Here is a 23,983-nt window from a genome sequence, read left to right as displayed (position 1 = left end):
GAAAAAGACAAAGAGGGGCCCTTGGTGACAGGCTCCTCCAGTTTCAACGCGTATGTGATTAATTGCGTTAATTATACCACAAATGAAGGATTCGGTAAATGGGAGCCGGATTGGATTTGAGTGAAAATAGCCGCAAAGGGGCATTTTATAGGGGAGTGAAGCGGTTTTTGTTCAGAGTGTTGTCACTTAACAGCCCGGAATTGGCGAGATATAATGATATAGAACATAGAAGTTAGGATATGAGGAGGATTTTGCATTGGGCAAAAATAACAAAGGGGAGCCGAACATTCAGTCCCCGACGAGTAATAAAAATTTCGCAGGCATCATTATCACGATTTCCATTCTCGCTAATGTCATTATTTTATTATTGTTCTTCGCACCGTCGATTGGTTACAAAGGTGATGTAACCTTTGATATTACGGTGTTGCCGCGGTTTAATGCCGTGTTTAACAGCTTTACCTTCATCTTCCTGCTCGCAGCGCTTATTGCGATTATTAAGCGGAATGTGAAGCTGCACAAACGATTTATTCTTGCTGCATTTTCAACAACACTGTTATTCCTCGTGACCTATCTGACGTTTCATTACCTCTCACCAGAGACGTCCAAATACGGCGGCGAGGGCATCATTCGTTCGATCTATTTCTTCATTCTGATTACCCATAGTATACTGGCAGCCCTGATTGTTCCATTGGCGTTGTTCACACTTGTGTGGGGTTGGACGAATCAATTGAAGAAACACCGCAAAATTGCACGTTGGACGATGCCAATCTGGCTGTACGTCAGTTCTACAGGTGTCGTGGTATACCTGATGATGGCACCATATTATTAATGTGATGAACGTTTCACTGTGCTAATTAGTTTGACTTGTGGGTAATGTTTCCATGGAAGGAGGGTTCACGTTTATGTACAGAGTTGTTTTGATTCGCCATGGACAGAGCATGTGGAATGTAGAGAATCGTTTTACCGGATGGACAGATGTGGATCTGACGACGGATGGTTACGCAGAAGCACGTAAAGCAGGGAAGATCATGAAGGAACAGGGATTTGATTTTGATTACGCCTATGCATCCGTGCTGAAACGTTCTATCCGAACACTCGATATTGCGCTGGATGAAATGGACCTCATGTGGATTCCCATTACGAAGACTTGGAAGTTGAATGAACGCCATTATGGTGCACTGCAAGGACTGAATAAACAGCAGACTGCTCTGAAGTATGGGGAAGACCAAGTAAAGGAATGGAGACGATCCGTGAACGTATCTCCCCCGGCACTGGACGAAACCGATGACCGATATGTGCAGGATCTGGACAAGTACAAGCGGCTCGGATGCACCATCCCGTATACGGAGAACCTGATGGATACCTCGAAGCGTGTACTGGAGTACTGGAATGCGGAGATTAAACCGATGGTGTCGGCTGGCAAAAGAGTGCTGATCTCTGCGCATGGGAACACGCTCCGTTCACTCGTCATGCATCTGGACCAATTGTCCGAAGCAGACGTGATGGCGCTCAATATCCCAACGGGCATTCCGCTTGTCTACGAATTGGATGAAGATCTGCATCCCATCGGACACTTTTATCTGACCGCCGATGGTTCGACCTACAAACATGAAGAAATGACCCATGTGGCAACGCCATCTGATTAATTGGACATGGATGTTTGTCTTGATTGTACGAAAGCTTGTATGATTTATCTCGTGCGGTTGATGTTTCAACAGGACGATTGGAAGATGACCGCTGAATTGAATTCGGAGGTCATCTTTTTTTCTGCGATCAAGCCTGTACTTCGTTTCGTTTTGTTCCCACAGGGTAATTGTCAAGCAAGACACGATGTACATTTATCCTGAAGGAGGAGAAGCACATGTCTAAAAGAAGAGGAATACTCATGACGGCTATCGGCGCAGGTGTGACTTATCTGATGAGGAACAAACAAGCAAGAGATAAGCTGTTTAGCACTGTCTCGGGTATGATGAAAAACTCCAATTCGTCCAATGGAACAAGTAAAACCAGACCACGTGTGGAAGTGAAATAGATTGCGATAGTTCGTTTATCGATTGAATTTAAATGATGATCATGAGAAACCTGGAGATGAAGTCGTTCCAGGTTTTTTTGTGAGATGAAAACTACCCTTTGTTTCGGTGAGGCATGCGATTTTTGCCAGCAAGAATGATACAATGGATACTTGCAGAACGTATGGAGGGAGATGCACATATGAAGAAAAATCGTCTGGGTACATCCGAACTGATAGTGTCTGAGATTGGGCTGGGATGTATGTCACTTGGAACTGAAATGGAGCACGCTGTGGGCCTGGTTCATGAGGCTCTGGATCATGGGGTCAATCTGTTGGATACAGCCGATCTGTATGACGAAGGGCGTAATGAAGAGATTGTAGGACAAGCTATTAAAGGGCGTCGGGACCAAGTCATTGTGGCGACCAAAGTAGGTAATCGTCGTCTGCCTGGCAAAGAGGGCTGGTCATGGGACCCGTCCAAAGCCTACATTAAGCAGGCTGTACATGAAAGTCTGAAGCGTCTGCAGACCGATTACATCGATCTGTATCAGCTACATGGCGGGACCTTGGACGACCCCATCGAAGAGACGATCGAAGCGTTTGAAGAACTGAAGAAGGAAGGACTTATCCGATATTACGGAATTTCCTCCATTCGTCCCAATGTGATTCGGGAGTATGTAAAGAGGGCAGCCATCGTCAGTGTGATGAACCAGTACAGCATTGCTGACCGCAGAGCGGAAGAAGAAGTGCTGCCTTTATTGGAACAAAAGGGGATCAGCGTAATTGCCCGTGGACCAGTAGCTAGCGGTGTGCTTGCCGATTCCGGATCTGCCAAGGCAGACAAAGGTTATCTGGACTATACGCCAGAGCAACTATATACCATTCGGCAAGGGCTAAGTCGTCTTGTTACAGACCAACGCAGTATGGCTCAGACGGCTATTCGCTACGCGTTATCCCATCCTGCCGTAGCAGCTGTTGTCCCTGGTGCCAGTTCAAGAGAACAGTTGTTGCATAATATTGCTGCTTCGAATTCGCCTGAACTCACCCCTGCGGAAATTCAGGAAATACGAGAACTCAGTCCCGCTAATCTGTACAAGCAGCATCGTTAACTCCATTAAGCCTATTTTCAATTGTAACTATACGAGGTACAATGAAGATCAGCCAAAAAAGGAACATATAAGGGAGAGAAGACATATGGAAAGAATTCAAAGTGAACAGCAATATTTGGATACAATTAACTCTGATGGTTTTACCGTCATTAAATTTGATACAACCTGGTGTCCGGATTGCAAAAACCTGGATCGTTTTATCGGGGATGTTATCGACCAACATACGGACAAAACCTTCTATGCCCTGGATGCAGAAAAGTTCCAGCCGTTTGCCGAAGAGAATGGTGTACGCGGCATTCCAAGCCTGCTCGTCTTCCAGAACGGCAAGAAAATCGCACATCTGCATAGCAAATGGGCTAAAACACCTGCTCAAATCTCCGAGTATCTGGAGACGCTTGAATCCAAAGTTTAAGCGTACGAGACTCAGCAGTTTGTCTAATTAATTTAGCTAAGGAGACCTCTTCTTGTCCTGCGACAGGAAGGGGTTTTTCTGTTTCATTCCAGCACGCTTGAAGTGCATTCAAATGTGCATTTGAATAACTGAAGTTGAGAAACAACGCTTGTTTAGAATTTGTTCAGTGCTCCCATGTATACTGTGAGAACAAACTGAATATTTGGAGTGAACAAGATCCGTATGAAGAATGAAATCTTTGAAGAAATGCACCAATTAAGTCACAATGATGACCGAAGATACCGATTGTTGATGATCGGGGTGAAGCAATTGCTGCAGGAACAAAAGGAGAATAGATATAATCTGCGTGAGAGATTGAAGAGTCGAAAGAAACACAGGAACTTTCAAGTAAAAGAGTGGTATTAGACAGGCTGCTTTTCAGAAGTGAACATAAATATGGTTGTCCATGATACATAGTAAACCTAGTCGGCATCACAAGTGAACCAACCCAGCAAAGAAGGAAGTAATGAAGAATCAGACTTCTTCTAATTACGGGTATTGCTGTCTCTGAAGCAGCAACAGAATTGTGAAGCAACAGAAACATGAAGTAACGGAAGTATAGCAATATAAAATATGGCGGCCTCGCTTCCCAAGGGAACGTGAGGCCGCCATTGATTTTGCCTGTCTAATTACTTGAATTGTAATGATTACATCAAAATAATAAAGAACACGGCTGCCAAGACAAAGCGATATACAGCAAAGACGGTCAGGCTCAATTTTTTCAAAATGGAGAGGAACGTCTTGATCGCAAGCATGGCGACGATGAAAGCAGCGATGAATCCAATCGCAAAGATTGGGAAATCACTGCCGTTCAGGTGATCGATACTTTTGTACAGGTCATATCCCGTAGCACCAATCATAATTGGCACAGACACGAGGAATGTGAACTCCGCAGCGGCTACACGGCTTACCCCTGCAAAGAGACCACCTGAGATCGTTGACCCGGAACGGGAGAAACCTGGCCACAACGCCAAGATCTGAAATATACCCACCGCGAATGCCTGTTTGTAGGAAATATCATCGACATCATGGGTAGTAATCCGCCCACTCTTCCGGCTCCAACGTTCGGCTACGATCATCAATATACCACCTATAACGAGGCTGTACAGCACTGTTTCCGGACCAAACAAATGTGCTTTGATCCAGTCGCGGAATACAAGTCCGATGACTACGGCAGGAACCATCGCCAGGAAGATATGTCCCAGATTGAGGCGGCGGGAGTAAGGTCTGCTCCCTCCGGTGAAGCGGAACATATCAATGAATTTGTTCCAGTACAGTACAACAACAGCAAGTACAGCTCCGAGTTGAACAACCACCTCAAACGTTTTGACTGACTCGTTGTCCTCCGATAAACCCAGCAAGTGGGCAGTCAGAATCATGTGTCCAGTAGAGGACACGGGCAAAAACTCAGTCAAACCTTCGATGATGCCCATAATAATGGATGATATAATGTCCAATTCTCTTCCTCCTTGAAATGCAGGTGACAGCACAGGCTGTCCTGCTTGACCATGCCTGTTCATTTGAACAAGGCTATCACCTATTATGATCACAAATGCACTCAACTTCAACTTATGCTTGTAACCATTTGTTTAAAACTATATTGACAAAAACCTAGTTATCCCATAGGATATAACTTAACTGACTGACTGATCAATCGGGAGGGTTACATGAATGACCAAAATTAACGGTTTGGAACCCGGTGAAGAACGCCGGGACCAAATAATACGCATAGCGATGGAGCGTTTTGCAACCCAAGGTTACCATCAGACGAAAATTTCCGATATCGTCCGCGAGGCTGGTGTGGCGCAAGGGACATTCTACTGGCACTTCAAGAGTAAAGAAGCCATTGCTTCGGAGATTGTCTTAACAGGCAAGGAGGAGTTACTTGAGTCGATTGGACAAGGGTACCGCAAGGATGCCGGATCAGTAGAGGATATGGTGAAAGCATCGGAAAGGCTGTTCACTGACTTGTTTTTGTTTGCCGCGCAGAATCGTTATTTTATGGAACTGTTACTCAAAGGCATCGTGACGGAAGAGTCCGTACAACGCCTGGTCGAAGAGACACGTAATGCCGTGGAAACTGCTTTTCGTCACAATATGGAACGTGCCATCGAACTCGGCATGTTGCCTAAGGGCATGGATGTTCCACTTCGAGCAGCGCTATTGGTAAGCATGATTGAAGGCATGATATCACGCTGGTTGTTCGGTTCCGATGAGTTACACAGCAAATTTTCAGCCATGACAGCTTCATCGCTGGCAACTGAAGCAGCAAGCTTTGAGTTTTACGGACTATTGGGCACATAAGATTCACATGATTAAACAAATAGCAGGGAATAATGGGTACAACTGCGGTTTAGTCACAATAAAGTAACCCAATGTACATCCAGATTAATACACGACTGAGAGGAAGTTAACGTAATGAACAACACATATGGATCGAAAACTCGTAAAGGCTGGTCTTTGACAGCAATTCTGCTGATGACCGTGCTGGTACTTAGTGCTTGTGGAAGTAAGGCAACAGATGGTGGAAGCACAAATGGTGCACAGGCAAGTAATGAACTGGAACAGATCAAGTCGGCTGGCGTTATCAAAGTGGGCATGATGGGCACATACGCACCGTACAACTTCCTGAACGATAAGAAAGAAATGGACGGCTACGATGCCGATATCGCACGTGAAGTTGCGAAGCGTCTTGGGGTTGAGGTTGAATTTGTATCCCAAGAGTTCTCCGGTTTGACACCAAGTCTGCAAGCGAAGAAGCTTGATGCCATTATCAGCCAAATGACGATTACCGATGATCGTAAGAAAGTACTGGATTTCAGTGATCCGTATATTACGAACCAAGTTAAAATTATTGTAAAAGAAGACAATAACGATATTACCAAGCTGGAAGATTTCAAAGGGAAAACGATTGGCGTAGGTCTGGGTACAAATGATGAATCATATCTGCGTAATGAAGTGTTGCCAAAAGTGGGAGACTTCACGATCAAAACCTATGACGATGTCATCTCTTCACTCAAAGATCTGAATGCTGGGCGGATTGATGCAACAATCAACAATATGTACGCTCTGAAACCGATTGTGGATGCCAACGGATTGAATATCAAAGCTGTAGGTGAAGCTATTAAGAGTGACCAGGCAGGTATTGCTGTTCGTAAAGACAATCCGGAACTCGTAGCAGCACTGAATGATGCTCTCAAAGGCATGAAAGATGATGGCACGTACAATACCATTTTCAAAAAATGGTTTGGTGAAGAGCCTGCGCAATAATGAACCTGCAAGGCGAAGGGAAGATTTGACCCATGGAACTGGTATTTGAGAATATCCCCTTCTTTCTGAAGGGGGCTTATTATACGCTGTATGTAACTGTGATCTCCATGTTTTTTGCGTTCATCATCGGGGTGCTTGTTGCGATTGCTCGTCTGAAGGGACCGATGTGGCTTAGGTTGATCGCAAGGTTTTATGTATCCATCATGCGGGGGACCCCGCTGCTGGTGCAATTATTCGTTATTTATTACGGATTGGTCGATTATGGAGTGACCTTGGGATCACTCACGGCTGCATGTCTGGGATTGAGTCTGAATGCAGGTGCATTTCTGTCGGAGACGTTCCGTGGAGCCATTCAGGCTGTGCCTAAAGGACAGACAGAAGCTGCATATGCAACGGGAATGACACCGGCTCAAGCGATGAGACGCATTATCTTCCCGCAGGCTGTGCGCATTGCCATCCCGCCGATGGGGAACACGTTTATTGGCATGTTGAAGGAAACATCACTTGTGGCGGCGATTGGTGTTACCGAGTTGTTGCGTTCAGCACAACTGCTGGTATCGCAATATGCATTGAATATGCCTTTTTATCTGGCTATTGGTGTGATCTACTGGATTATGAGTATCGGCTTCTCGGCCATTCTGGAACAAGTGGAGCGCCGGTTGGCCCGGGCTTACTGATGGGAGGAGAGAACCGATGATTACAACAACTGGACTTACCAAACGTTTTCAGCAAAATGAAGTACTTACGAACATCGATCTTCATGTCGATGCCAAAGATATTGTTGTATTGCTCGGCCCAAGTGGTTCAGGCAAGAGTACCTTGCTGCGCTGTCTGAATGGACTCGAAGAGTTGTCCGGAGGACAGATCGAAGTGAACGGCATTGTGGTCAACAGCGCAGATCCGCTGCGAGTCCAACGTGCCCGGGTACTGGAGATTCGTCGCCAGACCGGCATGGTATTCCAGCAATTTAATCTGTATCCGCACAAGACAGTGCTGGGTAATGTGATAGAAGGTCTTGTTACGGTGAAAAAAATCAAAAGGGACGAGGCGGCTGAACGCGGCCGGATTCTTCTGGATCGGGTCGGCTTGTCGGACAAGCAGGATGCGTATCCATCCCGATTGTCCGGTGGACAACAGCAGCGGGTTGCCATTGCGCGTGCACTCGCGATGGAGCCGGAAGTGATGCTGTTTGATGAGCCAACTTCAGCTCTTGATCCTGAATTGGTCGGAGAAGTGCTTTCCGTCATGAAGGAACTGGCAGAGGAAGGCATGACGATGCTGGTTGTGACACATGAATTGAAGTTTGCCCGTAATGTGGCGAACAAAATCGTCTTTATGGCGGACGGGTCGATTGTGGAAGAAGCAAGTCCACAAGCCTTTTTTGAACAACCAACGCAAGAACGCACCCGCCGTTTCTTGCAACAGATTACTGAATTCTAATTACATTACTACAATTTATACTGATTTATACGATCGATTATAGCGATAAGCTGCTGAGTGAAGGGGACGGAATCGATTCTGAAGAAGCGTAGCGCTCGCCTTTGTCTCCGAATATTGTCCTTTGTGAATATAAATCAAAAATATTTGGAGACAACAGCGATCGGAAGAACGAGCCGTACCCGGAACGGATTTCTGCAAATCGTAAACTATTGTGAGAAAGAAGGATAACATCATGAATGTAACAACCGTATGGAAAGGCAAACGTGCGTTTACTTCCGAAGGACCCTCTGGCTACGCGGTTGGCATGGATGCCACTGCTGCTTATGGTGGTGACAGCAAGGGGGCGACCCCGATGGAATTGTTACTGGCGGGTCTCGGGGGCTGTATGGGAATCGATATTACGATGATTCTGGACGCTTTCCTGGACAAAATTGAGTCGATTGAGATTGAAGCGCAAGGCACACGCAGTGAAGAGATGCCCAAAGGCTTCACATCCATTGATCTGATCTTCAAAGTCGATGGCGATATCCCGGATTATCGCATCTGGAAAGCCATCCAGATGGCTGAGGAAAAATATTGTGCAGTTTCCGCTTCGCTGAGCGCCGATATTCATCCTAAACTGATCCTCAATGGGGTAAGTACACCTCGTCCTTAATAACATATGAGTAAATCTCTGATACTGAGAAGGCACTTCCAATCGTGGGAGTGCCTTTTTTGGCTTTTCCAACACTTCAACAGGGATTTCGCCCATCTAGGAGTCACTAAACTTCTGTCAGTAGAAAAAATTCGGTAAGCCCGGTCGCCATGTTAATGGCGGCCTCTTCTACTAGAGGTAGGTTGGCTTACAGCCTGGCAATATAGTACCCATTGCAATGACAATCCGAATTCTGACGGTTCTGTGGTATGATTAATTCTGAGGACAGAACATCCTGATCCTGCTGTTTATATGTAAGCGCTTATACAGATGACGGAAGGTGCAGACATGTTGAAAAGGTTGATACGAACCACTAATAATCTCAAATTAAAGCATAAATTGCTCATTTCCTATGTACTGGTTGTCATGATTCCGGTCCTGATTGTTGGTCTTGCTGTGACCAGTTATTTTCGTCAGCAAGCCCTGGACAATGCGATAGGACAGACAATCATTAATGTGGACAAGATCAAGAGCCAGACGGCAACCATGCTGCGTGTACCAACCGATATATCCAATCTTTTAATGTTTAATGCAGATCTCAAGGAGATCGTTAATAAGCGGTACAAGAGCGTTGTGGAGTTAACCTCAGCGTATCTTGCATACAAAGACTTTCAGGAGTACAGGCGTTTGTACCGTGAGATAGCCGGCATTCGTTTTTACTCAACTAACCCAACATTGATCAACAACCTCGAATTCATCCCGGTAGACAAGCAGACAGAAGAGAGTTACTGGTACCAACAGGCACTGAAAACAACCAGCATCGGGTGGTTCTACATTCCGGACAAGGAAGATAATCCTGTACACAAGCTCAGCCTGGTGCGCAAAGTACCTTTTGCCGAGTATCGGACAGAGGGTGTGTTGATGATTGTGATCAATCAGGATGAGCTGAATGGATTGTTGCGTCAGGAACAGTTCGAGACGATGATTACGGACGAGCAGGGGTATGTGGTTGCAGCCAAGAATACCGAACTGGTAGGAAAAACGCTGGACGAGCTTGATTTTGGCGTCGATCTGCAGAATCAGGCAAAAGGCACCATAGAGGGTGATTTCCGGGGGGAACCATCTAATATTGTTATTGATGAGCTGGGCCCTGGATCGAGTATGAACAGCCTGAAGGTGATTTCGGTTTTTGCCACCAAAAATATCGTCAAAGACGCCAACACGGTCAGCTTGATCGGCATGATTTTTATTATACTGGTGCTGGTCATCGCCCTACTTTTCGTATATATCATCTCGTTCCTCACTTCCAACCGATTGCTCCGGCTGAGTAAACACCTCAACAAGCTTGCATTAGGAGACCTGAACGTGACTTCACGGATTGATGGAAACGATGAGATTGGGCAACTGTCACGACAGTTCAACTATATGGTGAAAAGTATTAATGAACTCATGACGCAGGTTGTAGAAGCGACCGAACAGAACAATCAATTGGAAATCGCGCAAAAAGAGATTAAACTGAAAATGATGGCGAGCCAGATCAATCCCCATTTCTTGTTTAATGCACTGGAGTCCATTCGGATGAAAGCGCATATTAAGGGAGAAGCAGAGATTGCTAACATCGTCAGGCTGTTGGGCAAACTGATGCGCAAGAGTCTGGAGATTGGCAGTGGAAAAACAACTTTCCGGGCTGAACTTGAAATGGTACGTTCCTATTTGGAAATTCAGAAATTTCGTTACGGCGACCGCCTTGCATTCCAGATCCATATCGATCCCGAGGTGGAAAAGATGTACATTCCGCCTTTGATTATTCAACCTTTAGTTGAGAATGCGATTGTCCATGGTCTGGAGAACAAAGAGGGTACAGTCCGCGTTCATATAAGTATTCGTTTAGTAGAGAACATTGTGCAGATCCGTGTAGATGACAATGGTGCAGGCATAACGCCAGAACGACTGGCTGAGGTAATGCAGTTCATCTGTGGACCAGAAGAACAGGAGAAGAGCCGGATCGGCATGCGTAATGTACATCAACGCTTAACCTTGACGTACGGGGAGCCATATGGATTGCAGATTAAGAGTGTATATGGGGAAGGAACAGAGGTTTCTTTCACTTTGCCAGCAGGAGGGGACCAACATGTATAAAGTGTTTTTGGTGGATGACGAACCGAGCATACGTGAGGGACTGACAACCATTATTGAGTGGGAAAAATACGGATTCCAGGTCATTGCTACAGCTGCCAGCGGGCGTGAGGCCATCTCCCGGTTTGAGGAATTGGAGCCTGATCTGACGATTATTGATATTCGCATGCCCGGTATGACCGGGCTGGATGTGATTGAAGAAGTGCGCCGGAATCATCCGGATTCGCACTTTTTGATATTAAGTGGTTACGCGGATTTTGATTATGCCAAAAAAGCCATCAGTTTTGGTGTGGATGGTTATCTGCTCAAACCGGTGGATGAAGAAGAGATTATTGGTGAACTGGAGCGTATTGCTGCAATCCTGACCCGTGAACGGGAGACAATGGCACGTCATGCTGGTGAAGATACCGTCTTTCGGGAGCATCAGATCGAGGCTTTGCTCTTTGACAGTCTGGAGGGTGCGGGTAGCATGGAAGAAGATAGCTTGGGGCTGCACTGGCCTCACTATCAGATTGTGCTGCTTGAGATGCATGTAACCCCCGACCTGCAGCGGGGAAGTGTTATGAAACGCAAACTGATTGAAGCATTTGACCATAAAGACCGAGGCATTGTATTCTCGTTCCATTCTGGTCTGGGGCTGTTAAGTAAGGAAATAATCACATCCGAGTCATCTGCAAGAAATCTGTATGATGAGCTGGAAGGACTTCTGGGAGAATGGGAGGTTCACATGTACGGTGCTGCGGGAGAACCTGTACATTCCACTTCTGAAATTGCGCGGTCATACACACAGGCGAATCGTTTACTCGGGGAACGCTTCTTGTTCACGGAGCAGCGCATCATTCTGTGGACTGAAGGAAGCGAAGGCGAAAGCGTTGTTAAGCCAGAAGTTGAAGCTGTGGACGGAGCACATGAGCCAGTTGAGGACGAACTCGCGGACAAGCTGTATTATGCGTTAGACATCCGTAGTAGTGAGTCCGTTATGCGGGTACTTGGTGAGATGGAAGAGCGTCTGGTTCCATATCACCGAACAGAGCAAGCGATCAAGACGGCGTTCTCACAGGTATTTTCCCTGGCGTTCAACAAGCTTGCAGCGACGAATCAACATATGCACTCCATTATGCAGGAACATTCGGTTCTGATTAATGAAGTCTATCATCAATTTACGATGTCTGATCTCAAAGTCATGGCATCGGAACATTTGAATCGACTTATTCAACGTATGGGTGGGGGAAGCAAGGATACTGTATTGAAACAGATGATTGAATTTATCCAGCGTAACCCTGGCGAGAATCTCAAGCTCGAAGTACTGGCAGAAGTGTTTAACTATAACAGCAGTTACTTGGGTAAGTTGTTCAAAAATCATACTGGAGAGTATTTCAATGCATTTCTGGACAAGGTTCGTATGGAAAAGGCAAAAGAATTGCTGGACGAAGGACTGAAGGTCCATCAGGTTGCAGCGAGAGTGGGGTATGCAAATGTGGACTACTTCCACGGTAAGTTCAAGAAATATGTAGGGGAATCCCCTTCCGCTTACAAACAGGCCAGAACCCAATCACCAATTAAAGGAACGGCTACGGATATAAACGAGGAATAAGTACGGAGTGCTGGGCGTTGCCCTTGCCTATTGTGTAAAACGTTTTCGATATTTCTGAGAAATTTCCAGATTCATCATATTGTCCATGCACTTCCCATGATAAGCAATGGTCACGGAATGCTTCACATTTTAGACTGGATTTACAAGAATCCAGATGAAGGGATGGCTATACGATATGAATTTGTCTGATATAGGTGCTGTACGTCATAAATTGAACTTAAATGGGACATGGCAGTTTTGTTTGGATCTGGAGTCCGATAAACTCGTTGAACAAGAGATATTACCGCCTTCACAGTGTAAAAATACATCATGGGAGACCATTCAGATTCCCGGTTCATGGGAAGAGCAAGGATACGGAGATGAGCCTGAATACGAAAGGCTCGATACCTGGACCAAGGTACGCGAGTATGAAGGCTCAGCCTGGTATGCTCAGGATGTTCATGTTCCATCAGACGATCCCGGATGCCACTATGTATTCAGATTGGAAGGTGTGCGATGGACAACAAATCTCTGGATCAATGGACAGTATGCCGGGCAGCAGGATAGTCTGGTGAATCAACAGAAGTGGGATGTTACCTCTCTGGTGAAGCAGGGAGAAGTGAATCGTGTGGAGATCCGCGTGGATAATACGATGAAACTTCCGCTGGCGGGTAGCCATATTCATTCATTGCATACGGCCACAGCCTGGGGTGGAATCACGGGTGGTGTTTATCTGGACAGTCTGCCCCCATGCCGATTACAGACGTTACGTATTCAACCAGATGCTGAGAACGGAACCATTCTGGTTGATTGTACTGTAAGCGCTCCCGCAAATGATTCCGCTAGATCGATGCAATTACATGTGGATATCCAGCATCCGGACGGCACATGGCTTGATCGATATAGTTGTAATGTGAATCTGAATGATCCATCACATGTGGATATAAGCTCAGCAGGGTTAACTGTAAGCAACGCTGTAATAGATCAGTGGCGATTGGAACTTGGAACAAAAAAGTCTATCGTAAGATGGTCGGATGAATCCCCTGAATTATACAAGGCTGTGATCCGTCTGCATAATGGTGAACAGGAACTGGATCGGCTGGAGCAATCATTTGGTGTACGCTCCTTTGCAGCAAACGGGAAGCAGCTTGAATTGAATGGGACACCAGTATATCTGCGTGGGTACGTCGATTGCTGTATCTTCCCACTGACGGGTTATCCCGTCTGGGACAAGGAGCATTATCTTCAGCAATTTCGAATCGCCAGATCGTATGGCTTCAACCATGTCCGACTGCATGGGTGGAGCGCGCCGGAGCCTTTCTGGGAGGCGGCTGATGAAGCGGGCATGCTAGTGCAGGCAGAACTTCCCCATTGGTCTCGTTTCTTTGAGCAATCGGATCAGTCTGCGCCAGCTGAAGTATTGTCCTATCTGACACAAGAACTGGACCGGTTGCTTCAGTCGCTGTATAGACATCCTTCATTCGTCATGTTCTCCATGGGGAATGAACTCATTGGTCCGAATGGCCACCCTGAACTTAATGCATGGGTATCGAGGGCAAGGGATATGGACCCGACCCGGTTATATACGGACAATACAGGATTTGGACAGCTTCCGGCGCAAGGGCGGGAAGGTGATTATTATATTCAGTCGTTGAACTGGCATCCCCCGCTGGAATCCGCATATTCTGCTGTGCCGGATACCACGCTGGACTACCATGCAGTCACCCGGCTTGCGGAGCATCCCGTCATTGGGCACGAACATGCACAGTACACCATGTATGTGCGGCCTCAAGAGCGAGCCAAGTATACTGGGGTATTGCGTCCTAGCTGGTTACGACCGATCGAAGAATCGTTAACAAACAAAGGCATGATGGAGGACCTGGAGCATTTTCAACAGGTCAGTGGTACCCATCTGGTACGTTCCTTAAAAGAAGCCATGGAGCGGATTCGGCGAACACCGGACGCTGCGGGCGTACAGCTTCTGGACATTCGCGATTTTCCAGGGCAGGGACATGCTACGACGGGCATTCTGGATGTATTTTGGGATGACAAAGGCATTACAACACCAGAGGAATTCATGCTTTTCAACGCAGATGTGGTACTGTTATTAAGCTGTAAGGAGCGTACATTTTACGACGGAGAACCCATTCATGTCGATGTACGCATCTCTCACTACGGTAAGGAGCCGCTTAAGGACGCAGTTATTCAGTGGAGGTTAATAAGCGATGATGTGATACTTACTGAAGGGGCATGGAAGACCGGAGATATCCAATGTGGGTCTGTCATGTCACTGGGAAGCATCGTCGCTACCGCACCTCATGAAGGGGCAGCAGCTTTTCGGATCGAAGCGGAGCTGATATCAGGCGATTCGGAAAGAACTGTAGCGAATGTATGGCAGGGCTGGTCGTTTCCTTTTTATCAGTCACATCCGAGTTCGAATCGGTTCTGGAATACCGTGGCAGAGTTGAAGCCATTCCTGGGTGAAGCGCATGATGATTGCGTAGATCGCATCGATGGATTTCAGTTGTTGAAAAATCAGGAGATTGACTTGGTTATCGTTCAGTCGTTAACACCCAATGTCGTTGATTATGTGGTCAACGGGGGAAGTGTTTGGCTACAGCCAACCGCAGAAGGGTTATATGATTCAGTGGAGACCAAGTATCTGCCTGTATTCTGGAATTACCTGATGTTTGCTACACAGCCTGGTGCAACGATGGGCATGTATTTGAGAGATCAGCCAGCACTACTAGGCTCCTTCCCGCATGATGAGGCTTCGGACTGGCATTGGTATCACTTGGTGAACGGTACACCAGCGATATGTTTGGATACGTTGCCCGGGGTGGAACCGCTGATCGAAGTGGTGGACCATTTCCATCGGGCCAAACGACTTGCTTATGCCTTTGAGGCAAAAGTAGGGAAGGGCAAGATTTTGATATCCTCACTTCCGTTTGCCAATCTGGCTGTAATGAAGCGTCCGGAAGCCGCCTACTTATTTCAGGAGATACTTGCCTATCTGAATGGAGATCAATTCCGTCCAGCAACCTCCATATCCGTAGCGCAATTACTCGGCATCGTTAAACTGCAAACCATTCAATTTACATTGTAATCAGAGGGACCCGAAAGGGTCCTTTTTGTATGCCATGTAATTGAAGTAAACGATTACTATAAAACGTTTTCGATATTTACCACTTTGAATAGTATTTTACCTTAATATTACTTTTATATCATTTAAAAGTAGAGTTTATCACTGAATTTAACGAATTAATGTCTGATTATATATGTCTATATCTAATTTTTATATGATTTTCTCTAAAATCCAGATGGTATTTTGAAAACGCTCTATCGAGTATGATTATTTTATAAAACAGAGGAGGGGGAACGGAGATGGAAACGCTAACAAAAAAATCCGCTTCCGCGAACAGAAGCAGTGACCCCAAACCGCCTTTAAAGAATCGGCGGAACGGAATTTGGGACAGAATGAAACAGCAGAAATATCTCTATCTCATGTCATTGCCATTCGTAGCTTGGGTTTTCGTATTTAACTATCTGCCACTATGGGGATGGACGATGGCTTTCCAAAATTATAAACCTGCCAGATCATTTGGTGATCAAGAGTGGGTTGGTTTTAAACACTTTGTAGAGCTGTTCAGTGATGATCGTTTCTATCTGGTACTTCGTAATACGCTTGCAATGAGCTTGATGGGACTAGTTGTCGGTTTTATCGTACCGATATTCTTCGCTATTCTCCTGAATGAAATGAGAGGCATGTTCTTCAAACGTGCCGTGCAAACGGTATCATATCTGCCTCACTTTGTATCCTGGGTTGTTGTAGCCGGGATCATTACGAAGATGCTCTCCACCGATGGAGGGATTATCAATGATCTATTGGTAGGACTGAACATCATCGATCAGCCGATCCAATTCATGGCCAAGGGGAACTTGTTCTGGTACATTGTAACCGCTTCAGATATGTGGAAGGAAACCGGTTGGAATGCCATCATCTATCTGGCGGCGATTACAGGTATCGACAATGAGCTGTATGAAGCTTCCCGTGTAGATGGAGCCAACCGCTGGAGACAGATGTGGCATATTACGCTGCCTGGCATACGGACCACGATTTCTGTACTTTTCATCATGTCGATTGGACATCTGATCAGTATCGGTTTCGAGAAGCAGTTCTTGCTTGGCAACAGTCTGGTCACAGACTACTCGGAAGTACTTGATCTATACGCGCTCAATTATGGTTTGAATATGGGACGATTCTCGTATGGTACAGCCATAGGTATATTCAACTCCGTTGTCAGTATCATCCTTCTGTTTACTGCGAACGGCTTGTTCAAAAAATTCACAAAAGAAAGCATCATGTAGGGAGGGGACGACATTATGGCGAACAAAGCATTCAATGCTACTCGGGGCGATAAACTGTTCGATATATTCAACATCCTCGCGATGACCATGGTGCTGGTTGTAACACTTTATCCATTCCTTAACGTACTAGCCATCTCACTCAATAACTCGACAGATACAGTACGTGGCGGAATTTACTTGTGGCCTCGCGAATTCACATTACAGAACTACAAAACGATTTTCCAATATGATGGATTGTTACAAGGTTTGCAAATCTCCATTCTGCGTACACTTGTAGGTACCGTGCTCGGATTGATCAGTTCATCCATGATCGCCTTTACACTGAGCAGACCTGATTTTGGACTTAGAAAATTTGTATCCACAACACTCGCACTCACGATGTATTTCTCCGGTGGTCTGATTCCGGTGTACATTCTGATGCGTGACTTGAACCTGATCGGTACATTCTGGGTATATGTATTGCCTGGCATGATCAGTGCATTTAACGTGTTCATCATCCGTTCATTTATTGATGGCCTGCCATACTCATTGCAGGAATCCGCGAAGCTGGACGGAGCGAATGACTTTACAATTTATTACAGAATCATCTTGCCGCTGTGTAAACCAGTGCTTGCTACCATCGCATTGTTCCTGGCTGTAGGTCAATGGAATGCGTGGTTCGATACGTACCTGTATAATGGTTCAAAGGCACATTTGACCACGCTCCAATATGAGCTGATGAAAGTATTGCAAAGTACACAGCAAGGCTCAGGTGCTGGACGAAATGCCAATGATATGGCGCAGCAAATGACACAGATTTCACCGGAATCGATCAAAATGGCGATTACGATCGTTGTAACGGTTCCAATCCTCATTGTATATCCATTCCTTCAGAAGTACTTTGTTGGCGGTATGACACTGGGCGCAGTAAAAGGTTAAACAATTGGGTACAGGCTGCCACATAGAGCGGCCGTACATCTACAAATGAAGCATCAGGATACCCGAAGCGCAGCCATTTGGTCTGCGCTTCACCGTATAGGGCTGCGGTGTGGTATTCATGAAGCTATAGACAGGGACAAAAAAGTCCCGGACAAACAGACATATGAAACAGGGAGGATTACCATTATGGCAAGTTCCAAAATGAAGATTGCACTGGCACCAGTGCTTGCAATGTCTTTACTCGCAGGTTGCGGTGGAGGAAGCGGCAGTGATACGTCGTTCAAGGATACAAGCGCAGAGACAACTCCACTTACTTTTGATTTCTTCAGCGTTGACCCCAGTCCGAACTGGAATGGCATGAAGGATGAAGTAGGTAAAGTCCTTACGGAAAAAACAGGGATAACCCTTAACGGTGAATTTGCCGTTAGTGGTGGTCAAGATAAAATATCCTTAATGGCGGCGAGCGGAGACTATCCGGATATTGTCTCCCCCAAAGGAGAACTCAGCAAACTGGTGGATGCTGGAGCAATGCTCGATCTGACAGATCTGATCGACCAATATGCTCCCAATCTGAAGAAGCTGTATGGTAATTACATGGACCGGTTGAAATACAGTAATGAAGATCAGGCTATTTATGTGCTGCCAACGTATTATGCGGTAGACCAGAAGTACTTTGATGCAGGTGGTGGATTTGGCATTCAGCACCGTGTACTGAAAGAACTCGGATACCCGGAAGTGCGTACACTTGAGGATTACGAGAATGTATTGAAGGCGTACAAAGAGAAACACCCAACAATTGATGGTCAGCCAACCATCCCGTTAACACTGGACGCGGATGATTGGAGAATCATGATTACCGTAACGAACCCGGCCTTCCAGGCAACAGGTGCACCGGATGACGGTGAATACTACATCGATCCAGAGACGTATGAAGCAAGTCTGCATTACAAACGTCCAGAGGAAAAAGAGTACTTCCGCTGGTTGAACCATATGTACAACACTGGATTGTTGGATCAGGACAGCTTCATCCAGAAAACAGACCAATACAAATCCAAAATTGCAAGTGGACGTGTTCTGGGTGTCATTGACCAGGATTGGGGTTATTCCGATGCAGAAAATGCACTGAAATCTGCAGGCAAGGATGAAGCAACGTATTCACACTTCCCGGTAACCCTGTCCGAGGATATCAAGGATCATGCCTACCAAGATCCTGGTTTTGTATCCGGTTGGGGTGTAGGGATTACAACATCGAATCCCGACCCGGTTCGTACGATCAAATTCTTCGATTACCTGGCTTCTGAAGAAGGGCAAGTGCTGATGAACTGGGGAATTGAGGGCAAACAGTACGAAGTGAAGGACGGCAAACGTGTCATTCCTGCCGACATTCTGGATCAGAAAACCAATAATGCAGCCGTATTCCAGAAAGAAACGGGTATTGGACTGTATACCAATATGTCTGGTCACTATGGAGACGGTGTGAAGGATTCAACGGATAACTACTACACTACGAATTTCCCTGAACAGATCGTGGCAGCCTATTCCGATGCAGAGAAAGAAACACTCAAAGCTTACGGTGCTACTACGTGGAAAGATCTGTTCCCGAGTGAAGACGAGTTCCCAATCAAACCATGGGGAGCAGCATACAATCTGCCAACACCAGGTGACTCCAACTACAACGTCATCTTCAAGAAAACACAGGATATCATTCGGAAACGTATCCCGGAAGCCATTCTGAGTACTCCTGAACAGTTCGATGCGATCTATGACGGCATGATTGCAGAAGTGAACCAAGCAGGAGCAGAGGATATGGAGAAACAATATACAGAACTCGTTCAAAACCGTGTTCAATTGTGGAGCGGTGAAGAGGCTAAATAAACGATTAGCAATTCAGATCTAAAACGAAAAAGAATCCAGGATATCTGGGTTCTTTTTTTATCTAAAACGTTTTCTAAAAAACGTTTTCAATTTTAGAAATTCACTATTGACAAGGGATATAGGAGCGATTATTATTCAATTATGAAAGCACTTACATTTGCTTGTACACCACGTGGCATACACCTGAATCTCAATGTAAACATTGGCAGAATGAAGAGGAAATAAGGCAAGAAGAACATTTTTTTCTTTTTAAGAAAACGCTTCTAATGTTATAAAAACAAGAAAATTATATTTGTTTCATCTGGTCACGGTATGTGCAGGTCAGCCTGTTATACAAATATACAGCTTCATTAATATCCATAAGGGGGATTACACATGAAGGGCAAAACACCAAAAACATTCGCAATGCTTCTGTTAGCCAGTGCTCTTGCAATTACAGCAGGATGCAGCGGCAGTGGAGGAGGAACTAACGCTTCAGAGAAACCGGTTGATTCCGGAGATACAACCAGTCCAGTGACCTTTACATTCTTTGGTGCAGACGCGAGTCCGAACTGGAATAACATGAAGGATGCTGTCGGTCAAGAGATTACTAAGGCAACGGGAGTTACAATTGAAGCTGAGTATGATGTGAATAATGGTGGTGACCAAAAGATTCCTTTGATGGCTGCCAGTGGTGATTACCCTGATATTATCTATCCTAAAGGCAACTTGTCTAAGCTTGTGGATGCAGGCGCGATGCTGGACCTGACCGATCTAATTGAGGAGCATGCTCCCAACTTGAAAAAAATCTATGGTGATCAGATGAACCGTCTGAAATACAGTTTGGAAGATCAAGCCATTTACACGATCCCGACCAATATGGGTGTAGATAACGTTGCGTTTGACGCTACGGGCGGATTCGAAATTCAACAAAGAGTATTGAAAGAGCTCGGCTACCCTGAAGTAAAAACGCTTGAGGACTACGAGAACGTACTGAGAACGTATTATGAAAAACATCCAACGATTGATGGTCAACCGACAATTCCGTTAACATTGAATGCAGATGACTGGAAAATTATGATTACGGTAACGAACCCTGCATTCCAAGCTACGGGTGGACCGGATGATGGTGAGTATTATATTAATCCTGAGACCTATGAAGCCGTTCTACACTACAAACGCCCTGAAGAAAAGGAATATTTCCGTTGGTTGAACAAAATGTACAATGAGGGCCTGCTTGACAAAGATACATTTGTTCAAAAGGATGACCAATACAAATCCAAAATTGCCAGTGGCCGTGTACTTGGTCTAATTGACCAGGAGTGGAACTATGGTGAGGCGGAGAATGCTTTGAAATCATCTAACGGTGGCGACAAAACATATGCCCACTTCTCCGTATCCCTGAACAAGGATATTGTGGATCATACGTTCCAACCGACAGGATTTGACGGTTATGGTATCGGAATCACAACTTCGGCCAAAGATCCGGTACGTATTATCAAATTCATGGATTGGCTTGCTTCCGATGAAGGTCAGGTCCTGAGAAACTGGGGCGTTGAAGGCCAACATTATCAAGTCGAGAATGGGAAACGCATCATTCCGGCTGACGTACAAGATCGCAAAACCAATGATAACTCTGCTTTTACCAAAGAATCAGGCGTAGGCATGTATAACGTATTTAGCGCCAGATACGGTGATGGTGTGAAAGATGCCACAGATAACTATTACACAACGAATTTCCCTGAACAGATCCAAGCAGGTTACACTGCAGCTGAGAAGGAAACGTTGAAAGCCTATGGTATTACAACATGGAAAGATTTCTATCCTTCCGAAGATGATCTGAAGCTGAAAGATTGGGGCGCAGCATACAACATGCCTGTACCATCTGACACGGATTACAACGTAACGTTCCAGAAAACACAGGATATCGTACGTAAACGTATTCCAGAGGCGATCCTTGCCAAACCTGAGAGCTTCGACAGCGTATATGATAGTCTTCTGGCTGAACTCGATAAAGCGGGTGCAGTGGAGATGGAGAAACAATACACGGTTTGGATCAAAGAACGTGTAGCTCTTTGGACTGGAAAAGATGTGAAATAAGCTTGAAAACCAAGCATTAAAGTTAAGGATTTTCATAGCAAAAAAAGCCCTTGAGAAAGGGCTTTTTTTATTGTTGACGTGAGGAGATGGATAGCCTATAATCTATCATGTAAGCACTTTCAGTAAGCGGTTTATTCCATTTACGAAAACGTTTTACGTCCGTTAGAAGAAGAATCTTTCTTTTGGCAGAATCGAAACGTCAGCTTCAGTAAATACGTCGGAATGAACGATACCGAAAGCGCATTCAAAAAAGTGGTATCCTCAGGCATAAAGCCTGTTATACAGATAAAACCTTCATAAATAATAGGGGGAACTAGACAATGAGAGGCAAAATGAAAGGCAATACACCCAAGACGTTTGCAATGTTGATGCTCGCAAGTGCAATGTTGGTTACAGCTGGTTGTGGGAATTCGGGAACCAAAGAGACTTCGGAGTCCAGCGGAACCGAACCGATCACAGTTACATTCTTCGGGGCGGATGCTAGTCCGACCTGGAACAAGATGCAAGATGCTGTTGGTAAAAAGATTACGGAGCAAACAGGCGTTACCATTGAAGCAGAGTATGATGTAAACGATGGTGGTAACCAGAAGATTGCACTAATGGCTGCCAGTGGTGACTTTCCTGATATGATCTACCCTAAAGGTAACTTATCTAAGCTTGTGGATGCAGGCGCGATGCTGGATCTCACGGATCTGATTGAGGAGCATGCTCCCAATCTGAAAAAAATCTATGGAGAACAGATGAACCGTTTGAAATACAGTTTGGAAGATCAAGCGATCTATACCATTCCAACCAATATGGGTGTTGATAATGTTACGTTTGACGCTACAGGTGGATTTGAAATTCAGCAAAGAGTATTGAAAGAGCTTGGATACCCTGAAGTGAAGACACTTGAGGATTACGAGAATGTACTTAGAGCCTATTATGAAAAACATCCAACCATTGATGGTCAACCAACCATTCCATTAACATTGAATGCAGATGATTGGAAAATCATGATCACGGTAACGAACCCGGCTTTCCAGGCAACAGGTGCACCGGATGATGGTGAATATTACATTGACCCTGAAACGTATGAAGCCAAATTGCACTACAAACGTCCAGAGGAAAGAGAATATTTCCGCTGGTTGAATAAAATGTACAATGAAGGCCTACTGGACAAAGATGCCTTTGTTCAAAAGGATGACCAATACAAGTCCAAAATTGCCAGTGGCCGTGTCCTCGGTCTGATTGACCAAGAGTGGAACTATCAAGAAGCGGAGAACGCGCTTAAATCATCAGGTAAGGATGATGCCACATACGCTCACTTCTCTGTATCACTTAACGATGAGATTGTGGATCATACGTTCCAACCAGCCGGATTTGACGGTTATGGCATCGGGATTACAACTTCGGCCAAAGATCCAGTGCGTATCATCAAATTCATGGATTGGCTTGCTTCCGATGAAGGACAAGTTCTGAGAAACTGGGGTATCGAAGGTGAACATTACAACGTAGAAGATGGTAAACGAGTGATTCCAGAAGACGTTCAAGACCGCAAAACGAATGACAACTCCAATTTCAGTAAGGAAACAGGAATTGGGATGTATAACATATTTAGCGCAAGATACGGTGATGGTGTAAAAGATTCTACGGATAACTACTACACAACAAACTTCCCTGAGCAGATTGTAGCTGGTTACACGGCTGCAGAGAAAGAAACGCTGAAAGCTTATGGTATCACGACTTGGAAAGAGTTCTATCCGGCTGAAGAAGATCTGCCAGTTAAGGATTGGGGCGCAGCGTATAACATGTCCGTACCTTCCGGTACAGACTATGAGGTAACGTTCCAGAAAACGCAGGATATCATCCGTAAACGGATTCCGGAAGCTGTTCTGACTACACCAGCCAACTTTGATGCAACCTATGATGCTTTACTGGCTGATTTGGACAAAGCGGGTGCAGTTGAAATGGAGAAACAATTTACGGTTTGGGTTAAGGAACGTGTCTCTCTGTGGACAGGAAAAGACGTAAAATAATATGGATTGTCTGTGATCCATGGTTACACAAGGAAGGGGCCCTATATGGGGCCTTTTTTTGTGGAATGATGTGATGATTTGCATTGACGCAAATTTTGAAA

General features: G+C 45.4%; 19 protein-coding genes. 18 read left to right on the top strand and 1 reads right to left on the bottom strand.

All coding sequences use genetic code 11. The features are described from left to right. The first annotated feature begins 256 nt into the window (after nucleotides 1-256). The 5 genes from MHH25_RS26435 to MHH25_RS26415 all read left to right on the top strand — a co-directional run bounded on the left by MHH25_RS26435 (nucleotide 257) and on the right by MHH25_RS26415 (nucleotide 3,532). A complete protein-coding gene (locus tag MHH25_RS26435; RefSeq protein ID WP_074096493.1) occupies nucleotides 257-829 on the top strand; it encodes a DUF420 domain-containing protein in 573 nt (190 codons plus the stop codon). Between the two features lie 73 nt (nucleotides 830-902). Then, the gene (gene gpmA / locus MHH25_RS26430) at nucleotides 903-1,646 is read left to right on the top strand and encodes a 2,3-diphosphoglycerate-dependent phosphoglycerate mutase (RefSeq protein WP_340018547.1); all 744 of its coding nucleotides are present in this window, start codon (nucleotides 903-905) and stop codon (nucleotides 1,644-1,646) included. Nucleotides 1,647-1,861: 215 nt separating this feature from the next. Further along, the gene (locus MHH25_RS26425; protein ID WP_167350917.1) at nucleotides 1,862-2,032 is read left to right on the top strand and encodes a hypothetical protein; all 171 of its coding nucleotides are present in this window, start codon (nucleotides 1,862-1,864) and stop codon (nucleotides 2,030-2,032) included. Between the two features lie 179 nt (nucleotides 2,033-2,211). Further along, complete coding sequence (locus MHH25_RS26420; RefSeq protein WP_340018546.1) at nucleotides 2,212-3,120, top strand: aldo/keto reductase; 909 nt, start codon at nucleotides 2,212-2,214, stop codon at nucleotides 3,118-3,120. Nucleotides 3,121-3,205: 85 nt separating this feature from the next. Next, the gene (locus MHH25_RS26415) at nucleotides 3,206-3,532 is read left to right on the top strand and encodes a thioredoxin family protein (protein ID WP_017692202.1); all 327 of its coding nucleotides are present in this window, start codon (nucleotides 3,206-3,208) and stop codon (nucleotides 3,530-3,532) included. Between the two features lie 686 nt (nucleotides 3,533-4,218). Here the strand turns inward: MHH25_RS26415 and MHH25_RS26410 are convergent. Next, complete coding sequence (locus MHH25_RS26410) at nucleotides 4,219-5,004, bottom strand: undecaprenyl-diphosphate phosphatase (RefSeq protein ID WP_047841678.1); 786 nt, start codon at nucleotides 5,002-5,004, stop codon at nucleotides 4,219-4,221. 238 nt (nucleotides 5,005-5,242) lie between these two features. Here MHH25_RS26410 and MHH25_RS26405 point away from each other — a divergent pair, with 238 nt between their 5' ends. The 13 genes from MHH25_RS26405 to MHH25_RS26345 all read left to right on the top strand — a co-directional run bounded on the left by MHH25_RS26405 (nucleotide 5,243) and on the right by MHH25_RS26345 (nucleotide 23,882). Further along, on the top strand, nucleotides 5,243-5,875 hold the full coding sequence (locus tag MHH25_RS26405; protein ID WP_076253557.1) for a TetR/AcrR family transcriptional regulator: 633 nt from the start codon (nucleotides 5,243-5,245) through the stop codon (nucleotides 5,873-5,875). A gap of 114 nt (nucleotides 5,876-5,989) precedes the next feature. Then, complete coding sequence (locus MHH25_RS26400) at nucleotides 5,990-6,841, top strand: transporter substrate-binding domain-containing protein (RefSeq protein ID WP_076253558.1); 852 nt, start codon at nucleotides 5,990-5,992, stop codon at nucleotides 6,839-6,841. Between the two features lie 32 nt (nucleotides 6,842-6,873). Beyond that, nucleotides 6,874-7,518, top strand: coding sequence for an amino acid ABC transporter permease (locus MHH25_RS26395; protein ID WP_017692207.1), 645 nt, complete (start codon nucleotides 6,874-6,876; stop codon nucleotides 7,516-7,518). 16 nt (nucleotides 7,519-7,534) lie between these two features. After that, on the top strand, nucleotides 7,535-8,281 hold the full coding sequence (locus MHH25_RS26390; RefSeq protein ID WP_340018545.1) for an amino acid ABC transporter ATP-binding protein: 747 nt from the start codon (nucleotides 7,535-7,537) through the stop codon (nucleotides 8,279-8,281). A 232-nt stretch (nucleotides 8,282-8,513) separates the two neighbouring features. Further along, nucleotides 8,514-8,936 carry an OsmC family protein gene (locus MHH25_RS26385; RefSeq protein WP_036606882.1) on the top strand — a complete coding sequence of 141 codons (423 nt, stop codon included), beginning with the start codon at nucleotides 8,514-8,516 and terminating at the stop codon, nucleotides 8,934-8,936. Between the two features lie 327 nt (nucleotides 8,937-9,263). After that, a complete protein-coding gene (locus MHH25_RS26380) occupies nucleotides 9,264-11,054 on the top strand; it encodes a histidine kinase (protein WP_100529851.1) in 1,791 nt (596 codons plus the stop codon). After that, nucleotides 11,047-12,645, top strand: a complete 1,599-nt coding sequence (locus MHH25_RS26375) for a response regulator transcription factor (RefSeq protein ID WP_340018544.1) — start codon at nucleotides 11,047-11,049, stop codon at nucleotides 12,643-12,645. Before MHH25_RS26380 ends, MHH25_RS26375 begins: the two co-directional genes overlap by 8 nt. Nucleotides 12,646-12,820: 175 nt before the next feature. Continuing rightward, nucleotides 12,821-15,730, top strand: a complete 2,910-nt coding sequence (locus MHH25_RS26370; RefSeq protein ID WP_340018543.1) for a sugar-binding domain-containing protein — start codon at nucleotides 12,821-12,823, stop codon at nucleotides 15,728-15,730. Nucleotides 15,731-16,008: 278 nt separating this feature from the next. Beyond that, nucleotides 16,009-16,992: a sugar ABC transporter permease gene (locus tag MHH25_RS26365; RefSeq protein WP_036606891.1), complete on the top strand. Its 984-nt coding sequence runs from the start codon at nucleotides 16,009-16,011 to the stop codon at nucleotides 16,990-16,992. Between the two features lie 15 nt (nucleotides 16,993-17,007). Continuing rightward, the gene (locus MHH25_RS26360) at nucleotides 17,008-17,910 is read left to right on the top strand and encodes a carbohydrate ABC transporter permease (protein WP_036606894.1); all 903 of its coding nucleotides are present in this window, start codon (nucleotides 17,008-17,010) and stop codon (nucleotides 17,908-17,910) included. Between the two features lie 186 nt (nucleotides 17,911-18,096). Beyond that, on the top strand, nucleotides 18,097-19,785 hold the full coding sequence (locus tag MHH25_RS26355) for an ABC transporter substrate-binding protein (protein WP_340018542.1): 1,689 nt from the start codon (nucleotides 18,097-18,099) through the stop codon (nucleotides 19,783-19,785). 375 nt (nucleotides 19,786-20,160) lie between these two features. Next, nucleotides 20,161-21,864, top strand: a complete 1,704-nt coding sequence (locus MHH25_RS26350; RefSeq protein ID WP_340018541.1) for an ABC transporter substrate-binding protein — start codon at nucleotides 20,161-20,163, stop codon at nucleotides 21,862-21,864. Nucleotides 21,865-22,196: 332 nt separating this feature from the next. Further along, nucleotides 22,197-23,882, top strand: a complete 1,686-nt coding sequence (locus MHH25_RS26345; RefSeq protein ID WP_036607083.1) for an ABC transporter substrate-binding protein — start codon at nucleotides 22,197-22,199, stop codon at nucleotides 23,880-23,882. Nucleotides 23,883-23,983 lie beyond the last annotated feature (101 nt).

It is taken from the genome of Paenibacillus sp. FSL H3-0457 (genome assembly GCF_037981725.1).
Lineage (GTDB): Bacteria > Bacillota > Bacilli > Paenibacillales > Paenibacillaceae > Paenibacillus > Paenibacillus amylolyticus.
Note: the sequence above shows the minus strand (reverse complement) of the source record. Positions and strands in the feature narration are given on the sequence as shown.